General features: G+C 57.7%; 15 protein-coding genes. 7 read left to right on the top strand and 8 right to left on the bottom strand.

Annotated features, from left to right (window positions below):
• Positions 1-4: 4 nt before the first annotated feature.
• Positions 5-871: a transcriptional regulator HexR gene (gene hexR, locus RGV06_RS14315; protein WP_019826926.1), complete on the top strand. Its 867-nt coding sequence runs from the start codon at positions 5-7 to the stop codon at positions 869-871.
• Positions 872-1,063: 192 nt separating this feature from the next.
• Positions 1,064-1,276 (top strand): PA3496 family putative envelope integrity protein, encoded by a 213-nt coding sequence (locus tag RGV06_RS14310; protein ID WP_019826927.1) that lies wholly within the window; start codon positions 1,064-1,066, stop codon positions 1,274-1,276.
• Here the strand turns inward: RGV06_RS14310 and RGV06_RS14305 are convergent.
• The gene (locus tag RGV06_RS14305) at positions 1,218-2,180 is read right to left on the bottom strand and encodes a LysR family transcriptional regulator (protein WP_019826928.1); all 963 of its coding nucleotides are present in this window, start codon (positions 2,178-2,180) and stop codon (positions 1,218-1,220) included. The two genes, RGV06_RS14310 and RGV06_RS14305, sit on opposite strands and share 59 nt — an antisense overlap.
• A 190-nt stretch (positions 2,181-2,370) precedes the next feature.
• Here RGV06_RS14305 and RGV06_RS14300 point away from each other — a divergent pair, with 190 nt between their 5' ends.
• From RGV06_RS14300 to RGV06_RS14285, 4 genes are all read left to right on the top strand, one after another.
• Positions 2,371-3,786 (top strand): acetyl-CoA carboxylase biotin carboxylase subunit, encoded by a 1,416-nt coding sequence (locus tag RGV06_RS14300; RefSeq protein WP_019826929.1) that lies wholly within the window; start codon positions 2,371-2,373, stop codon positions 3,784-3,786.
• A gap of 11 nt (positions 3,787-3,797) precedes the next feature.
• A complete protein-coding gene (gene oadA / locus RGV06_RS14295) occupies positions 3,798-5,606 on the top strand; it encodes a sodium-extruding oxaloacetate decarboxylase subunit alpha (RefSeq protein ID WP_019826931.1) in 1,809 nt (602 codons plus the stop codon).
• A gap of 224 nt (positions 5,607-5,830) precedes the next feature.
• Positions 5,831-7,156 carry a HipA domain-containing protein gene (locus RGV06_RS14290; protein ID WP_322150265.1) on the top strand — a complete coding sequence of 442 codons (1,326 nt, stop codon included), beginning with the start codon at positions 5,831-5,833 and terminating at the stop codon, positions 7,154-7,156.
• Entirely contained in the window at positions 7,153-7,428 is a 276-nt protein-coding gene (locus tag RGV06_RS14285) for a helix-turn-helix domain-containing protein (RefSeq protein WP_019826935.1), read from the top strand. Before RGV06_RS14290 ends, RGV06_RS14285 begins: the two co-directional genes overlap by 4 nt.
• A gap of 55 nt (positions 7,429-7,483) precedes the next feature.
• Here RGV06_RS14285 and RGV06_RS14280 read toward each other — a convergent pair whose 3' ends face one another.
• From RGV06_RS14280 to RGV06_RS14270, 3 genes are read right to left on the bottom strand one after another with little or no spacing between them, the layout of a single operon-like run.
• Positions 7,484-8,164, bottom strand: a complete 681-nt coding sequence (locus RGV06_RS14280; protein ID WP_019826936.1) for a GNAT family N-acetyltransferase — start codon at positions 8,162-8,164, stop codon at positions 7,484-7,486.
• Between the two features lie 14 nt (positions 8,165-8,178).
• Positions 8,179-8,628, bottom strand: a complete 450-nt coding sequence (locus RGV06_RS14275; RefSeq protein WP_322150264.1) for a GNAT family N-acetyltransferase — start codon at positions 8,626-8,628, stop codon at positions 8,179-8,181.
• A gap of 5 nt (positions 8,629-8,633) precedes the next feature.
• Complete coding sequence (locus tag RGV06_RS14270) at positions 8,634-9,263, bottom strand: FMN-binding negative transcriptional regulator (protein ID WP_322150263.1); 630 nt, start codon at positions 9,261-9,263, stop codon at positions 8,634-8,636.
• Between the two features lie 89 nt (positions 9,264-9,352).
• Here RGV06_RS14270 and RGV06_RS14265 point away from each other — a divergent pair, with 89 nt between their 5' ends.
• Positions 9,353-10,900 (top strand): PLP-dependent aminotransferase family protein, encoded by a 1,548-nt coding sequence (locus RGV06_RS14265; protein WP_019826942.1) that lies wholly within the window; start codon positions 9,353-9,355, stop codon positions 10,898-10,900.
• 125 nt (positions 10,901-11,025) lie between these two features.
• Here RGV06_RS14265 and RGV06_RS14260 read toward each other — a convergent pair whose 3' ends face one another.
• The 4 genes from RGV06_RS14260 to RGV06_RS14245 form a co-directional block, all read right to left on the bottom strand.
• Positions 11,026-12,063 carry a histone deacetylase family protein gene (locus RGV06_RS14260; RefSeq protein ID WP_322150261.1) on the bottom strand — a complete coding sequence of 346 codons (1,038 nt, stop codon included), beginning with the start codon at positions 12,061-12,063 and terminating at the stop codon, positions 11,026-11,028.
• 127 nt (positions 12,064-12,190) lie between these two features.
• Positions 12,191-13,183: an AraC family transcriptional regulator gene (locus RGV06_RS14255; protein WP_037032524.1), complete on the bottom strand. Its 993-nt coding sequence runs from the start codon at positions 13,181-13,183 to the stop codon at positions 12,191-12,193.
• A 141-nt stretch (positions 13,184-13,324) separates the two neighbouring features.
• Positions 13,325-14,329: an asparaginase gene (locus tag RGV06_RS14250; RefSeq protein WP_019826948.1), complete on the bottom strand. Its 1,005-nt coding sequence runs from the start codon at positions 14,327-14,329 to the stop codon at positions 13,325-13,327.
• Positions 14,330-14,385: 56 nt separating this feature from the next.
• Entirely contained in the window at positions 14,386-15,807 is a 1,422-nt protein-coding gene (locus tag RGV06_RS14245) for an alanine/glycine:cation symporter family protein (RefSeq protein WP_019826950.1), read from the bottom strand.
• Positions 15,808-16,023 lie beyond the last annotated feature (216 nt).

Here is a 16,023-nt window from a genome sequence, read left to right as displayed (position 1 = left end):
CCCTTTGAACCTGCTGCAACATATTGCCCAGTCACGCCACCTGTTACGTAAATCGGAACTCAAGGTCGCCGATCACGTGCTGCTTGATCCTGCGGCTGTAATGCACAGTTCCATGGCCGACCTTGCCCACAATGTCGGCATCAGTGAGCCCACCATCGTGCGCTTTTGCCGGGCGATTGGCTGTTCCGGGTTCCAGGACTTGAAACTCAAGCTGGCGCAAAGCCTGGCAGCAGGCGCCAGCTTTGGTCAGTTCGCAATCCATGAAGACGATTCGGTTGCGGACTACAGCCTGAAAATTTTCGACACCACGCTGCACACCCTGATGGAGGTGCGCGAGAAGCTTGATCCCGCCGCCCTGCAGCGTGCGGTGACGGCCATGTCGCAAGCGCAGCGAGTCGAGTTTTATGGTTTCGGTGCCTCGGGTGCCGTTGCGGCAGATGCCCAGCACAAGTTTTTCCGCCTGTTACTGACAGCCGCGGCGTACTCCGACCCGCACATGCAGGCGATGTCGGCTGCGACCTTGAAGCCTACCGACGTGGCAATTTGCATCTCTCAGTCGGGCCGCTCCAAAGATTTGCTGATCACTGCCAATCTGGTGCGAGAAAGTGGTGCGACCTTGATCACCTTGTGCCCGAGCCAAACGCCACTGGCGGAGCTTGCGACCGTTAATCTGGCGATCGATGTGCATGAAGATACCGAAATCTACACCCCGTTGACTTCGCGTATTGCCCACCTGGTGGTGATTGACGTGCTGGCGATGGGGGTTGCCATGGCTCGGGGGCCGAGCCTGGTTAACCACCTCAAGAGCGTCAAGCGCAGCCTGCGCAGCTTGCGTCTGTCGCCAAAGTCGCTGAAAAGCCACGAAGATTAATTGTGGGAGCGGGCTTGCTCGCGATGGCATCGCTGAAGCTTTCCTGACAGGCCGCGTTGCCTGAATCGCGATCAAGCGCCCTCCCGCACAGTACTCATATTCAGCCTTCATCCCCCTGTCATCCCATCTTCGCCAAGTCGTCATAAACAAAGTCCATCTTGAAACTCCCGTACACGCCTTGGGAGACTCGAAATGGCTCAGCCTTACGAAGAACGCAATAGCGCCGTCAAAACCCGCCGTCAGCAAGAAGACCAGCGCCGCATGGCCTTCCGTCGAGCGATTGAAGAGCATACGAACCAGCGCCAGCTGCGTCTGGAAACCTCTGACTACCCGGATCTTGGCGCCATCAACTATTGGCAGGCAGCGTCGGCAAGTGACCGTCGAAGCGCTCAACCAGCTCGCTGATTTGCAGGCGCTCACTGCGAATAAACCCCAGAAACGCATGGGCCACCGGTGACAGGCGCTTGGCTTTGGCCTGCACCACGCACCAGCTGCGATACAGCGGCAACTCTTCGACCGGCAACTCGCGCAACAGGCCGGTTGCAAGCTCCAGGCTGACGGCGTGGCGTGTTAACAGCGCCACGCCCAGTCCGGCCACCGCACACTCGCGTTGAGACTCATTGGATGACACTTCCAGCGTTTGACTGAAGTGAACGCGCTTCTCCTTGAAGTACTCCTCGCACGCCAGGCGCGTGCCCGAACCCTGCTCGCGCATCAGCAAGGTATAAGGCTCCAGGTCCTGCAAATGCAGGGGGCCACGACTGCACAGCGGGTGGTCTACCGGTGCGACGGCAACAATCGGGTTATTCAAAAAGGGCAGAAACTCCAGGCCCATGTCCTGCGGCACCATCGACATGATCACCAGATCGTCGCGGTTATCCGACAGTCGACGAACGGCTTGCGCCCGATTGACCACCGTTAGCTGCAAATTGACCTCCGGGTGCTGGCGCTTGAACGCAGCAAACAGGTGCGGCACGAAATACTTTGCGCTCGATTCAACCGCCAACTTCAGCTGACCTTGCAACGACCCGAGCATGTCCGAGAGCTGCATGTCGAGGTTTTCAAGGCGCCCGAAAATATCCCGGCTGGCCAACTGAAGCGCTTCAGCCGCCTCGGTCATGTACAGTTTTTTGCCTACGTAATCGAACAAAGGCTGACCAATCAGCTCTTCAAGCTGACGAATTTGCAGACTTACGGCGGGTTGTGTCAGCGACATTTCTTCTGCAGCGCGGCTGTATGAGCGCAAATCACAGACTTCGTTGAACACCTGTAATTGACGAAAAGTGATACGCATCAATGACTTACGCATTTTTATAAAAGTATCCGAAGCGGCAAGTTGATTAACTATAAGTTGTTACTTATGCACGACCCAAGAATTATTGATTTTTGTTTATTGCTGCGTGGGTCTAGTGTGGCGACACAACGGTTCAGACACATTTGGACACGTGCCGACCTGGTCTAGCAGGTCGTTTGTTCCATGGGCTTTAGGGAAAATCCAAGTGATAAAAAAGATCCTGATCGCCAACCGCGGAGAAATTGCCGTCCGCATCGTGCGTGCCTGCGCCGAGATGGGTATTCGTTCCGTGGCGGTCTATTCCGAAGCGGATCGACATGCCTTGCACGTTAAACGTGCCGATGAAGCCCACAGCATTGGCGAAGACCCGCTGGCCGGTTATTTGAACCCGCGCAAGCTGGTGAACCTGGCTGTTGAAACCGGTTGTGATGCCCTGCATCCCGGTTATGGTTTTCTGTCAGAAAATGCAGAGCTGGCTGATATTTGCGCCGAGCGCGGAATCAAGTTCATCGGCCCGTCCGCTGAAGTCATCCGCCGCATGGGCGACAAGACTGAAGCGCGTCGCAGCATGATCAAGGCCGGCGTGCCGGTCACGCCCGGTACTGAAGGCAACGTTGCCGATATCCACGAAGCATTGCTCGAAGGCGAGCGCATTGGCTATCCGGTCATGCTCAAAGCCACCTCGGGTGGTGGCGGACGCGGGATTCGTCGCTGCAACAGCCGTGAAGAACTGGAGCAAGCCTTTCCTCGAGTGATCTCTGAAGCCACCAAAGCCTTTGGCTCGGCAGAAGTGTTCCTGGAAAAGTGCATCGTTAACCCCAAGCACATCGAAGCGCAGATCCTCGGTGACAGTTTTGGCAACGTAGTGCATTTGTTTGAGCGCGACTGCTCGATCCAGCGTCGCAACCAAAAGCTCATCGAAATTGCCCCAAGCCCTCAGCTGACCCCGGAGCAGCGCGCCTACATCGGCGACCTGTCGGTACGCGCCGCCAAGGCGGTGGGTTACGAGAACGCCGGTACCGTGGAGTTCCTGCTCGCCGAGGGCGAGGTGTACTTCATGGAGATGAACACCCGGGTGCAGGTGGAACACACCATCACCGAAGAAATCACCGGCATCGACATTGTTCGTGAACAAATTCGCATCGCCTCCGGCCTGCCGTTGTCGATCAAGCAAGAAGACATCCAGCACCGCGGTTTTGCCCTGCAGTTCCGGATCAATGCTGAAGACCCGAAAAACAACTTCCTGCCCAGCTTCGGCAAGATCACCCGTTACTACGCGCCCGGCGGTCCTGGCGTGCGTACCGACACGGCGATCTACACCGGCTACACCATCCCGCCGTATTACGACTCCATGTGTCTGAAGCTGGTGGTGTGGGCCCTGACCTGGGAAGAAGCGATGGACCGTGGTTTGCGCGCCCTCGACGACATGCGTCTGCAAGGGGTCAAAACCACCGCCGCGTATTACCAGGAAATCCTGCGTAACCCGGAATTCCGTAGTGGCCAGTTCAATACCAGCTTCGTAGAAAGCCATCCAGAACTGACCAACTACTCGATCAAGCGCAAACCCGAAGAGCTGGCCCTGGCCATCGCTGCCGCCATTGCCGCCCACGCAGGCCTGTGAGGAATATTTTCATGTCCAAGAAGATCTTTGTAACTGACACCATCCTGCGTGACGCCCACCAGTCGCTGCTGGCTACCCGCATGCGCACTGAAGACATGCTGCCGATTTGCGACAAGCTCGACAAAGTCGGCTACTGGTCGCTGGAAGTCTGGGGCGGCGCCACTTTTGACGCTTGCGTACGCTTCCTCAAGGAAGACCCGTGGGAGCGTCTGCGCCAACTGCGTGCCGCCTTGCCTAACACTCGCCTGCAAATGCTGTTGCGCGGCCAGAACCTGCTTGGCTATCGCCACTACAGCGATGACGTGGTCAAAGCCTTCGTCGCCAAAGCTGCGGTCAACGGCATCGACGTGTTCCGCATTTTCGACGCCATGAACGACGTCCGTAACCTGCGCGTCGCCATCGAAGCGGTCAAGGCTGCTGGCAAGCACGCTCAGGGCACCATCGCCTATACCACCAGCCCGGTGCATACCACTGAAGCGTTTGTGGCCCAAGCCAAGCAGATGGAGGCCATGGGTTGCGACTCTGTTGCAATCAAGGACATGGCTGGTTTGTTGACCCCGTTCGCCACTGGCGATCTGGTCAAGGCGCTGAAGGCTGAAATCAGCCTGCCAATCTTTATTCACTCCCATGACACCGCGGGTCTGGCTTCGATGTGCCAGCTCAAGGCGATTGAAAACGGCGCCGACCACATCGACACCGCCATCTCCAGCTTTGCGTGGGGCACCAGCCACCCGGGTACAGAGTCGATGGTAGCGGCCCTTAAAGGCAGCGAATACGACACCGGTCTTGACCTGTCATTGCTGCAGGAAATTGGCTTGTACTTCTATGCGGTGCGTAAGAAGTATCACCAGTTTGAAAGCGAATTCACCGCAGTCGACACCCGTGTTCAAGTCAATCAGGTGCCAGGCGGGATGATTTCCAACCTTGCCAACCAGCTCAAGGAACAGGGCGCCCTGAACCGCATGAGCGAAGTGCTGGCCGAAATCCCGCGTGTTCGTGAGGACCTGGGCTTCCCGCCGTTGGTAACGCCGACTTCGCAAATCGTCGGCACCCAGGCGTTCTTCAACGTGCTGGCTGGCGAGCGCTACAAGACCATCACCAACGAAGTGAAGCTGTACCTGCAAGGTGGCTACGGTAAGGCGCCGGGCGTGGTCAACGAGCAACTGCGCCGTCAGGCTATCGGCAACGAAGAGCTGATCGATGTACGTCCTGCTGACCTGCTAAAGCCAGAAATGGTCAAGTTGCGTGCTGAGATTGGTGCTTTGGCCAAGTCGGAAGAAGACGTACTGACCTTCGCCATGTTCCCGGACATCGGCCGCAAGTTCCTCGAAGAGCGTGCTGCAGGCACCTTGGCTCCGGAAGTCTTGCTGCCGATTCCTGAGGCGGGCGGCGTCACCAAGGCAAGCGGTGAGGGCGTACCGACTGAATTCGTGATCGACGTACACGGCGAAAGCTACCGCGTTGATATCACCGGTGTGGGCGTCAAGGCAGAAGGCAAGCGTCACTTCTACCTGTCCATCGACGGCATGCCGGAAGAGGTGGTGTTCGAGCCGCTCAACGAATTCGTGGGTGGCACTTCGAGCAAACGCAAGCAAGCCAGCGAGCCGGGCCACGTGAGCACTGCAATGCCGGGCAACATCGTTGATGTACTGGTTGCTGTAGGCGACGTCGTCAAGGCTGGCCAGTCGGTACTGATCACCGAAGCGATGAAAATGGAGACCGAAGTTCAGGCCGCCATCGCGGGCAAAATCGTCACCATCCACGTCATTAAAGGCGACCGCGTTAACCCGGGCGAAATTCTGATCGAAATCGAAGCCTGATACCGCCTTTGATACAAACGCTTTAAACCTCGGGGGAGCATGTGCTCCCCTTTTTTTTCGACTGACTTTTTATATCTGTATTTTAATGCAGGCGGATGATCCGGCAATCGCCTTTATCTGCATTAAAATGCATTGTCTGGGCGAGAAAAATAACTATAACTGCACTATATTGCAGGTAATGGTTTATTCGATTGTTTGATATGCATTGAATTGCAGGTGCGAGCATGTTTCAGCTAACCCTTCAGCTCTACCGTGCCGGTCAGTGGCATGACGCGATGACGCTGGCTTTTTCTGAGCCGAATAAAGGGCTCGATGGCCCTTGCCGCTTTGGCTACAAGCAGAAGTACCTGATGCAAAACCTGGAGGCCATTGAAAGCCCCTTTCTTTGCTCGGTGAGTGCGTGTGTGCCCGTTGAGTGGGATACGCACATGCTGAAAAAGGCTCCCGCCTTCCGGCACGATATTGCCCCGGCCGGGGCTGCGAAGAAAATCCTGATCAAGCAAATAGGGCGGGAAAAACCTGAGGACTTGAGCATTGATTTGTTTTTGCTTGGCCGCAGCACACCTGCGCCGATAGGCCATCTGCGGATTAAAGAGTCGTTTGAGCGGCTTGATACCCATGCGGCGCTGGGCTTCTCTCGCCAGGACGTGATCGATCGTGACAACAGCTTTCTTGAGTACGCCCACGAGCAAGGAGCTGCGATTGGCGGCGCAACAGGGGCGGGTGGCGAAGCGCCAAAACTGTTGATGTCTGAAGGCGCGGATGGCTTGTTGTATCCCGACGCTACCCTGGCGGACCCTGACGTCAGGCAGCATTGGTTCATCAAGTTTGCTCGCAACAAGGGGTTGGAGCTGGACTGCGACATTTTGCGCAGCGAATTCATGTACTACAAAGCCTTGCAGGCATTGGGTATCGAAACTGTTCCAGCTCAAGGGCTGGCGCTGGAAGAAGGGCGAAAGCCGAGCCTGTGGATGCAGCGCTTTGACCGCAAGGTCACTGGGCAAGGCGTCGAGAGGCTTGCTGTGGAGTCTGTCTATTCTCTTGCCCAGGTCACTGAGCCCGGCAGCGACATGGCTCACGTCGAAGTGCTTGAGCGGTTGGCAGCGCTTTGGAAGCATGCTGGCCAGCAGGATCAGATCCCTGATCTGGTGGCTGAATACTTGCGCCGCGATCTGCTAAACAAAATCCTCGGCAACAGTGATAACCATGGCCGCAACACCGCGATTATTCGGGGTGTTGATTCATTTCGCCTGGCGCCTGTGTATGACCTGGCGCCCATGGTGATGGATGGTGAAGGTATTACGCGTACAACCAAGTGGTCGCGGGAGGTTGAGCGTGCAGGGCAAATTGATTGGCGAGGCGCCTGTGAGTCGCTGAGCGCGATTATTGATCCGGATATGGCGTATCAGCGTTTGCGCACTGACGTAGAGCCGCTGCGGGCCTTGCCTGATTTGCTTCGCGCTGAAGGTTTGCCGGAAATGACAATGAACCATCCACAAATAGCGCTTAAAAACCTCGACCAGCGATTGCGCGAGTGGGGCTTGAAATGACCCTGACTATTGATGCGCGTCAGCTGATGATCGAAAGCATTGAGGCTGATCTGGCTCAGGGCAAGATCACGTTAGGCGAAGCGGTAAAGCGATTCAGGGTGGATGTCACCCGGTTGCAGCAAACCCAATTCGCCCGCATGTGCAAAATCTCGGTTCGAACCTTGATTCAAATCGAACACGGCGAAGGTAACCCCACACTTAAATCCCTGAATGCTGTGTTCAAGCCTTTTGGGTTGCAGATGGGAGTTGTCCGGTTACCTCGCAAGTTTTAACCCCTTCTGAACGCAAAAACGCCCAACAGTCCTTGTTGGGCGTGTTGATCAAATTTTATACAGTTGATGCTCGGCATTCTTCCAGGGTCTTTATTTGGCCGCTTTCTGGTTGGTTATCCAGTGCCAGCCATTTTTCGAAGCCTGCTGCTATAGAGGGCCATTCCGTACTGATAATGCTGTACCACGTGGTATCACGATTTTTGCCTTTAACCACCATATGCTGGCGGAATACGCCTTCGTATGTGTACCCCAATCGTACTGCTGTACGCTTTGAGCGCGCGTTGTCGTTGTTGCACTTCCACTCCAGGCGTCGGTTGCCCAATGCGAAGGCTTCCTTGGCCAGCAGGTAGACTGCTTCGGTACTTTTTGGCGAACGCTGCATGGGGGCGCCAAAGGTCACGTGGCCGATCTCGATACGCCCGTGTTCCGGGACAATGCACATCAGGCTGATCAAGCCTTGTGCCTCTGCGCTCGACTTATCAATGACGGTATAAAAATGTGGATCACGACTGGCAGCATGGTTGTGCAACCAGGTATCAAACGTCGGACGCTCATTGAAGGGCCCGTAGGGTAAGTAGTCCCAAAGCTTGGGATCCGCCTGCGGTCCTTGTAAGGCTAGCCATAGTTCATCGCCATGCCGTGCCGGGTCGAGCTTTTCCAGACGAATGAATTGCCCTTCAAGGGTTCGGGTATCGGGTGTTTTGGCCGCCAGCCAGTGTTCTAGAGAGTCGGGCATTGCGCGTTCCTTAGTTATGACAAGGTTTTGCGAAACTGAATAAAGCCAGGGCGCTCGGCAATGCGCTCATACAGCTGAATCGCCGTGGCGTTGGTTTCCTGAGTCATCCAATAGACTTTGGCACAGTCTTTATCGCGCGCGACGGCATATACGTGCTCGATCAGTTGGCGGCCCACCCCTTTGCCGCGCACCTGAGGGCTGACAAACAGGTCTTGAAGATAGCAGGCGTTTTTAATGCTCCAGTTGGTGCGGTGATAAACGCACTGGACCATGCCTACGGCTTTATCGTCCTGCCAGGCAAGGGCCAGGGAAGTCGGTTCTGCCGGATCGAAAAAGCGTGCCCAGGTGGTTTGGGTGATCTCGTCGGACAGTTCGGTTTTGTAGAAGCGTAAATACGCCTGCCAGAGGGGGAGCCACTGTGCGTGATCGGCAGCGGTTGCGGGTTTTATCTGGATTTGAGTCATGGGCGCTATTCCTTGGCCATTAAGTGAGCGAGTGCGTGGTCGTGCGGGTTGCTGTTGGCCAAGAGTCCCTTGCGTACGCCCGCTTGGTCGGTAGCGTCGCGGTTCTGGCTGAGTTTACGTTTGCCGTCCAGACGGGTGATGGGCAGGCGAAAACCCACGATGGCCTTGAGCATGCTGTCGATGTAGTCCGCGGGTGCATCACTGACCGACCAAGGGTCAGAGCGGTCTGCTTCGTGCTTGTTGCTCAGGCGGCTGACCAGCGCCAGTAAACGCTCGGCATCATCGAAGACCTCTGCTGTGCCATAAGCGTGCACGGCGAGGTAATTCCAGGTGGGCACTGCTTTGCCGTGCTCAGCCTTGCTGGGATAGAAAGACGGGCTGATGTAGGCCTGTTCTCCGGCGAAAATCACCAGGTTCTCTACCCCTTCAGCCAGAGCTTTGCAGTGCGGATTGGCACGGGCAAGGTGGCCGTACAGCGTGCCGTAGGGCCCTTCATCGGGGTTCAGCAGTAAAGGCACATGACTGGCGATCAAGCCTTGGCTGGCGTGAGTAACGAGCACGGGCAGGGGCGTGGCCAGCATTTGCTGATGCAGGATTGGAACGTCGTCTACTGCGAAGGCGCGGGGAACGTACATAGAAATTATCCTTGGCGAATGGCTTCATCCTAGGCAGGCTATTGGTTTGTTGTAAGAGCCATTAATGGTCATTTTCATAGGTCCAATCCATGACGGATTCAGCGCTTTCAATCGCCTTCAACCCAGCCGGAATTGAGCTTGATCCGAAAAAAGGCCTGAGTCGCCAGCTGTATCAGGCATTGCGCCAGCGCGTGCTGGATGGACGGTTGAGTGGCGGTGCGCGGTTGCCCGCCAGCCGCGATCTGGCCTGCGCCCTGGGTATTTCCCGAAATAGCGTGGTACGGGCCTATGACCAGTTGTATGCCGAGGGTTTTATTGAGGGCCGAGTAGGGGACGGCACTTACGTCGCAAAACTGCCTGAAAAAGCACTACCGATAAAAAAGTTGTCCACCAACTTGTCCACAGGGTTTTCAACAGGCTTACCCACAGGTTTATCCACAAAACAGGCTGAATTACCTGTAATTACATCCAGTAAAGTTATCCACAGCACAGCCCTGAGCAGGGTCGCAAAGCACGCATTGGACCTTCCTCCCAGCGGTGTTCCGCGTGCATTTCGAGTGGGCGTCCCGGCGTTTGACTTATTCCCTTTCGAGGTATGGAGCAAGCTACAGGCGGCTTTTTGGCGTAAGCCGGACTTGCAGCAACTGTGTTACGGCGATCCAGCTGGGGATGAGCGTTTGCGTGGGCTGATTGCGGCGTACTTGCGCACTTCGCGGGGTTTATCGTGTACGGCTGATCAAATTTTGATCACTAGTGGCGCGCAGCAGGGGATTAGCCTTTGTGCACAGCTGCTGGTAGAGCCGGGCGAGGGGGTGGCTGTGGAGAACCCTGGCTATCGCGCAGCTGCGTATGCGTTTGCGATTGCCGGAGCCCATGTGCAGGGTGTGGCGGTGGATCAGGACGGTATGGATTGTTCGGCATTGGCGCACTTGAACAACTGTCGACTGGCCTACGTGACCCCCTCTCATCAGTACCCCAGCGGTGTCACCTTGAGCCTGGCCCGGCGTTTGGAGCTGCTGGCCTGGGCTGAGCGCACCCAGGGCTGGATTGTCGAAGACGACTACGATGGCGAGTACCGCTACAGCGGTGCGCCGCTGGCGCCGTTGGCGGCATTGGACCGCAGTGGTCGGGTGATATATGTGGGCACATTCGGCAAGGTGGCCTTTCCGGCGCTGCGCCTGGGGTACCTGGTGCTTCCCAAAGGCTTGACCGAACCGTTTGCCCGGCGCCGCTCTCTCGATATGCGCCATTCGGAAGTCAGCACCCAGGCGGTGATGGCTGAATTTATGGCATCTGGGCATTTTCAGCGGCATATCCGCAGGATGCGTCGCGCTGCCTTGAGCCGGCGTGATGTGTTGTTGGCAAACTGGCCCCATGAGCTGGCAGGAGTGGGGCCGATGCCGGCAATAAATGCGGGGTTGCACGTTGCTGTGCCGGTGAGCAGTTTTGCGCGTGAGCAGGCACTGTTGGCGCAGGCCAAGGCGGCAGGAGTGGAAATCAACGGGTTAAGCAGTTATTGGCAGCAAGACTCGATTGAGCCTGTGGATAAAAGAGCGGGGCTGGTGCTGGGGTTTGCAGCGGTGCCCGAAGTGGAGATCAAGGCGGCGCTGGAGCGGCTGGGCAAGGTGTGGAATTGAGGAGCATGCTGCGGTTGCTCTGTGGGAGCGAGCCTGCTCGCGAAGTTCGTTAACGATAGCGCGTGCTGACTAGCTAAGCGCAACGCTCCTGATACCTTCGCGAGCAGGCTCGCTCCCACCGGGGATTATGCGTCGTTCATGCGTTCAAACCCTTCAAGCACGTTCACCGCATTCACGCCGATTTCCTCAACGGCGTAGCCGCCTTCCATCACAAACAGAGTCGGTTTACCCAGGCGTGCAATGCGTTCGCCCATGCGCAGGTAGTCCGGACTGTCGAGCTTGAACTGGGAAATCGGGTCATTCTTGAAGGTATCCACACCCAGCGAAACCACGATGACGTCAGCGTCGTAGCCTTCGATTTCGCTGCAGGCCAATTCAAGTGCTGCGCTCCAACGATCCCAGGCTGAGCCCGCGGGTAGCGGGTAGTTGAAGTTGAAACCTTCGCCCGGCCCCTCACCGAGTTCATCTTCATAGCCCAGAAAGAACGGAAACTCGGCTTCAGGATGGCCATGAATCGAGGTGAACAGCACGTCGCTGCGTTCATAAAAAATCGACTGCGTGCCGTTACCGTGGTGGTAGTCCACGTCGAGAATCGCCACGTTGCGTCGGCCCTGATCCAGAAACGCCTGCGCGGCAATGGCAGCGTTGTTCAGGTAGCAGTAGCCACCCATCAAATCGCTGGCGGCGTGATGGCCGGGTGGTCGGCACAAGGCGAAGGCGCTGTGGGCACCGCTCTGGATTTCGGCCAGGGCGGTCAGGGCCACTTGCGCGGCGCTGTAGGCCGCCTGCCATGTGCCGGCGGTAATGGGCGCACCGCCGTCGAAGCTGTAATAACCAAGCTGGCCGTGAAGGCTGGTGGGTAAAACGGCGCGCAGGGTACGGGCTGGCCAGGTGTAGGGCAGCAAGTCGCCATCGCGGCCATGCTCGGTCCAGCGAGCCCAGGCACCCTGAAAAAAGTCCAGATAGGCTGCGCTGTGGACCCTCTCGATCGGCCCGCGACCGAAGTCTTGTGGCGCGCGCACCGGCCCGAGTTCGCGGGTTAGCACGCGCTGCAGGATATGGTCGGCACGAGAGGGCATTTCAAAGCAGGGCATCAATTGCCCGTCCATCAACTCACAGCGGCCATGATGCAGGTGATGATCGTCCGAGTAGATCGTCAGCATGTTCTTGTTCTCCCAAGGCTTGAGCGGTGGCCTACAGTCTTGCGGCGCAAGGTGTTTGAGAGAACGGCAGGAGCGGCCAAAAGGAGATGGATATGGCCAAAATCACTGACCGAAATTCGCCCCTGAGTCAGGCGCGGAACTGGCTGGGCGCGACCCCGCTCCAGCGTATGAAGGCATGACGAAAGCTTGCGGTTTCACTGAAGCCCAAGGTTTCGGCAATGCGGTAAATGGGCCACTCGGTTTCGTTGAGCAATAACTTGGCCCGCTCGAAACGCAGGTCATCGAGGAGCGTCTGATAGCTGCAGCCCACATCGTGCAAATGACGACGCAGGGTACGTGGCGAGCAGTTCATTTGTTCAGCCAGCCCCTCAAGCCCCGGGGCGGCGTGCAGTTGTGCGGCAAGGAGTTTACGGATGCGTTCCAGCCAGGTTTGCCGCCCGGTGAACTCCAGGTTTTGTTTACGGCAGCGCTCAGCCATCGCCTGATGAGTGACGGCATCGGCCAGGGGCAAGGGCTGGTCGAGCCAGCTTTTGGCGAAAGCGAAAGCATTGCTGTCGGCCTCGAACAGGCGAGGGCAATCGAAGCTTTGCCCGTAGCTGGCGTGGTAGTCGGGCGCGCTGTGGGCAAAACGTGCACCCAAGAGTGGCAACGGCTGGCCGAGCAGGTCTTCACAAATGACCTTGAGTGAAACCAGGCATAACTCGGTGTTGAACACCGCCAGTTGTGGGCCTTCTGCATAACCATTGGCGCAGAACCACACCTGTTCACCTTCGACCTCAAGGCTGAGTTCAAAAAGTGTTCCCAGCAGCGCCGGGTAGCGTAAAGCCAGACGCAATGCGTCACCTAAGGTGGCACTGGTCAGTAGGGCGTAACCGAGCATTCCGTAGGACGACACATGCATCCGCCGGCCCAGTTCCAGGCCGATTTCGCGGCGCAAGGCGACGGCGTTGGCACACACGCGCATTTCTTGGTTGGTAGTGATGCGTGTGTCTGCGCGGCTCAAATCCGCCGCCCGGATGCCGCTGCCCGCCAACAACGCTTCGCTGGACAAGCCTTCGGCATTGAAGGTGCTGAGCACCAGCGAAACGGCGTTGAGGGTAGTGAGATGAGAATGCAGCATGCTGGCTTCCTGCGTGAGGGTGCAGGAAACCAGCAAGTTGTGTGCCGGGGCGGGCGCGAACCTGCAGCCGCTGCCGCAGGCTGCGATAAGGGCCGCAGGACCTTCAATCAAGGCGGGCCTGCGGCAGCAGCTACACGTCGATCAGGCCAGCTCCCCGCACACGTCCAGCTCGATCAGGCGACGCACTTCAGCCAGTGGCAAGTCTGCACCGAGCAAGGCATGCAGTTTGCCGAACACGGCCTCACGGGTCATGCCTCCCCCTGATAGCACGCCGACCCCGCGCAGACGGCTGCCTGCTTCGTACACGTCCAGTTCCACTCCGCCTTCATGGCATTGGGTGATGGCCACCACCACAATACCGTTCTCCTGTGCCCGTTGCAGGCTGGCGAGGAAGTCCGGGTTATCGCTGGGACCCGTGCCGCTGCCGAAGCATTCGATCACCAGCGCTTCGATTCCGCTGTTGAGCAGTGCGTCGAGTTGGGCTGCGCCAATGCCCGGTACCAGCGGCAATACACCCACGTTGGCTTCGTGCTTTGGATGGTTGTAGACCAGTTCGCCCGGCAATGAAGTGGCCTTGGCCACACCGCCGTTGCGCGTCAGTGCCACAAACGGGTTGCGCCCAAAGCTGCGTACCTTGGCGCAACGTGTCGGGGCCATCAGCTTGCCGTGGAAGTACAACTGAACACCGTGAGGCTGGCCTTGGCCCAGTGCCTGCAGTGCACCGCTGACGTTTTCCCAGGCATCGCTGTCCGGTACGCCTGCTGGCAGCATGGAGCCCGTGAACAGCACCGGTGCTGGCAAGCCCAGCAGCTGAAAGCACATGGCCGCCGCACTGTAGGCCAGCGTGTCAGTACCGTGCAGCACCAGGACGCTATCGCAGCCATCCTGTTCGATGGCTTCGATGATCGCGCTACGCAGGCGCAACCAGTAGGCCGGCGTCATGTTGGCGCTGTCGATCAGCGGGCTCATCTCGCGAAAGGACCACTGCGGCACTTTCAGCGCCGGTTGGCTGGCGAGGTGCTCGCTCATGCGCGCTTCAAAACCCGATGCAGGTGCCAGGCCGCTGGCGCTGGCTTGCATGCCGATGGTGCCGCCGGTGTAGAGCACCATGACGCGTTGGGAAGGGTGGTGAGTGGCTGCGGTCATTGTTGAGTCCCCATAAGCAAAAACGCGGCGGTTCTGGAGAACCGCCGCGTCAAGTATCAGCGTTTTGTTTCTTCGACCTTGGCGGCCGGTTTTGGCGGCCAGGCTTTCAGGTCCAGATCCAGATCCGAGAATTTACTGGAATCGAACACCGGTGTCTTGATCCCCGCACGGCGCTGGTCATCGTAGTCCTTGAGCACGCGCATGCAGATCTTGAACAGCATCGCCAGGGCAACCAGGTTAACGAAGGCCAGCATGGTCATGGCGATGTCGGCGAACGCAAAAACGGTTTGCAGGTTTTCGATCGAGCCCCAGAAAATCAATACCAGCACCAGAACGCGGTAGCCGATCAGCGCCTTGCGGCTTTCACCGACCAGAAAGCGCAGGTTGTTCTCGCCCAGGTAGTAGTTGTAGAGCATCGAGGTGAACACGAACAGCGCCAGTGCCACGCTGATAAACACACGGCCCCATTCGCCGACCACGGCCGCCAGGGAGTTCTGGGTCAGGGCAATACCGTCGCCTTCAAAGCCCGGGGTATAGAAGCCCGACAGCAAGATCAGCAAGGCGGTGCAGGTGCAGATCACGAAGGTGTCGAGGAATACGCTGAACGCCTGAACCACGCCTTGGGCGATCGGGTGTTCAACATCGGCCACCGCTGCCACGTTCGGGGCGCTGCCCAGACCGGCTTCGTTGGCGAATACGCCACGTTTGACGCCCATCACAATCGCGCTGCCGATCAGACCGCCAAACACCGGATCGAGGCCGAAGGCGCTCTTGACGATATGGCCCAGCATCGCAGGCACGTGGTCGAATTGCAGCACGATCACATACAGGGTGACCGCGATGTAGGCCAGGGTCTTGACCGGAACCAGCAGGTCGGCCACCGAAGCGATACGCTTGATACCACCGATAAACACCAGGCCCAACAGAATGGCGATGGCCAGGCCTGAGTAACTGACATCGAAACCGAAGGCATCTTGCAGCGAGTGGGTGACGGCATGGGCTTGCAGGCCCATAAAGGCAAAGCCGAAAGTGATCAGCAGCAGCACGGCCATCAGTTGGCCCATCCACAATTTGCCCAGGCCATGCTTCATATAGAAGGACGGACCGCCACGCAGTTGGCCTTCAGCGTCGCGACGCTTGTACAGCTGGCCCAGCGAACACTCGATCAGGCTGCTGGACATGCCGACCAGTGCGGTGACCCACATCCAGAACACGGCACCCGGTCCGCCCAGGGTAACGGCAATGCCGACACCGGCAATGTTGCCCGCGCCTACGCGGCCGGCCAGGCTCAGCATCAATGCCTGAAACGAGCTCAGTTCACCGGCGCTGCTACGCAGGCTGTCTTTGAATACCGAAAACATGTGCAGGAAGTAACGAAACTGAACGAAACGCGAGCGGATCGTGAAGTAACCACCGAGCCCGACCATAAGCACGATTAGCACTTTCCCTGAGAGGAAGTCATTGATGACTTCAAGCATGGATTATTCCTCGCTGTTTTTATCTGATGGCAACACGGGCGGATCGAAATATCGCGTTACACCTGCTTGAGCAAGGCATAAACGTAGGCGATCAATGAGACCCTGGCCATGTTGCTGCTTGGTTTACGATGCTGTTTCCGTGCTGGCGATGGCCGCTGGTGCTGGGGCCGGGCACAGGAAGAGGGGCGGCACTATACCTAGGAGCGCAGGAAGCGT

This window comes from Pseudomonas sp. CCI3.1, from assembly GCF_034313985.1.
Taxonomy (GTDB): domain Bacteria; phylum Pseudomonadota; class Gammaproteobacteria; order Pseudomonadales; family Pseudomonadaceae; genus Aquipseudomonas; species Aquipseudomonas psychrophila.
The sequence above is the reverse complement of the archived record's forward strand: the minus strand, read 5'-3'. Positions and strand labels throughout refer to the sequence as shown.

What these genes read in the sequence shown, in the direction of transcription:
- RGV06_RS14290 (WP_322150265.1), top strand. Translation starts at nt 5,831, where the DNA reads ATGTTTCAGCTAACCCTTCAGCTCTACCGTGCCGGTCAGTGGCATGAC.
- RGV06_RS14280 (WP_019826936.1), bottom strand. Translation starts at nt 8,164, where the DNA reads ATGCCCGACTCTCTAGAACACTGGCTGGCGGCCAAAACACCCGATACC.
- RGV06_RS14260 (WP_322150261.1), bottom strand. Translation starts at nt 12,063, where the DNA reads ATGCTGACGATCTACTCGGACGATCATCACCTGCATCATGGCCGCTGT.
- RGV06_RS14305 (WP_019826928.1), bottom strand. Translation starts at nt 2,180, where the DNA reads ATGCGTAAGTCATTGATGCGTATCACTTTTCGTCAATTACAGGTGTTC.
- RGV06_RS14270 (WP_322150263.1), bottom strand. Translation starts at nt 9,263, where the DNA reads ATGTACGTTCCCCGCGCCTTCGCAGTAGACGACGTTCCAATCCTGCAT.
- RGV06_RS14255 (WP_037032524.1), bottom strand. Translation starts at nt 13,183, where the DNA reads ATGCTGCATTCTCATCTCACTACCCTCAACGCCGTTTCGCTGGTGCTC.
- oadA (WP_019826931.1), top strand. Translation starts at nt 3,798, where the DNA reads ATGTCCAAGAAGATCTTTGTAACTGACACCATCCTGCGTGACGCCCAC.
- RGV06_RS14310 (WP_019826927.1), top strand. Translation starts at nt 1,064, where the DNA reads ATGGCTCAGCCTTACGAAGAACGCAATAGCGCCGTCAAAACCCGCCGT.
- RGV06_RS14250 (WP_019826948.1), bottom strand. Translation starts at nt 14,329, where the DNA reads ATGACCGCAGCCACTCACCACCCTTCCCAACGCGTCATGGTGCTCTAC.
- RGV06_RS14275 (WP_322150264.1), bottom strand. Translation starts at nt 8,628, where the DNA reads ATGACTCAAATCCAGATAAAACCCGCAACCGCTGCCGATCACGCACAG.
- RGV06_RS14285 (WP_019826935.1), top strand. Translation starts at nt 7,153, where the DNA reads ATGACCCTGACTATTGATGCGCGTCAGCTGATGATCGAAAGCATTGAG.
- RGV06_RS14265 (WP_019826942.1), top strand. Translation starts at nt 9,353, where the DNA reads ATGACGGATTCAGCGCTTTCAATCGCCTTCAACCCAGCCGGAATTGAG.
- RGV06_RS14245 (WP_019826950.1), bottom strand. Translation starts at nt 15,807, where the DNA reads ATGCTTGAAGTCATCAATGACTTCCTCTCAGGGAAAGTGCTAATCGTG.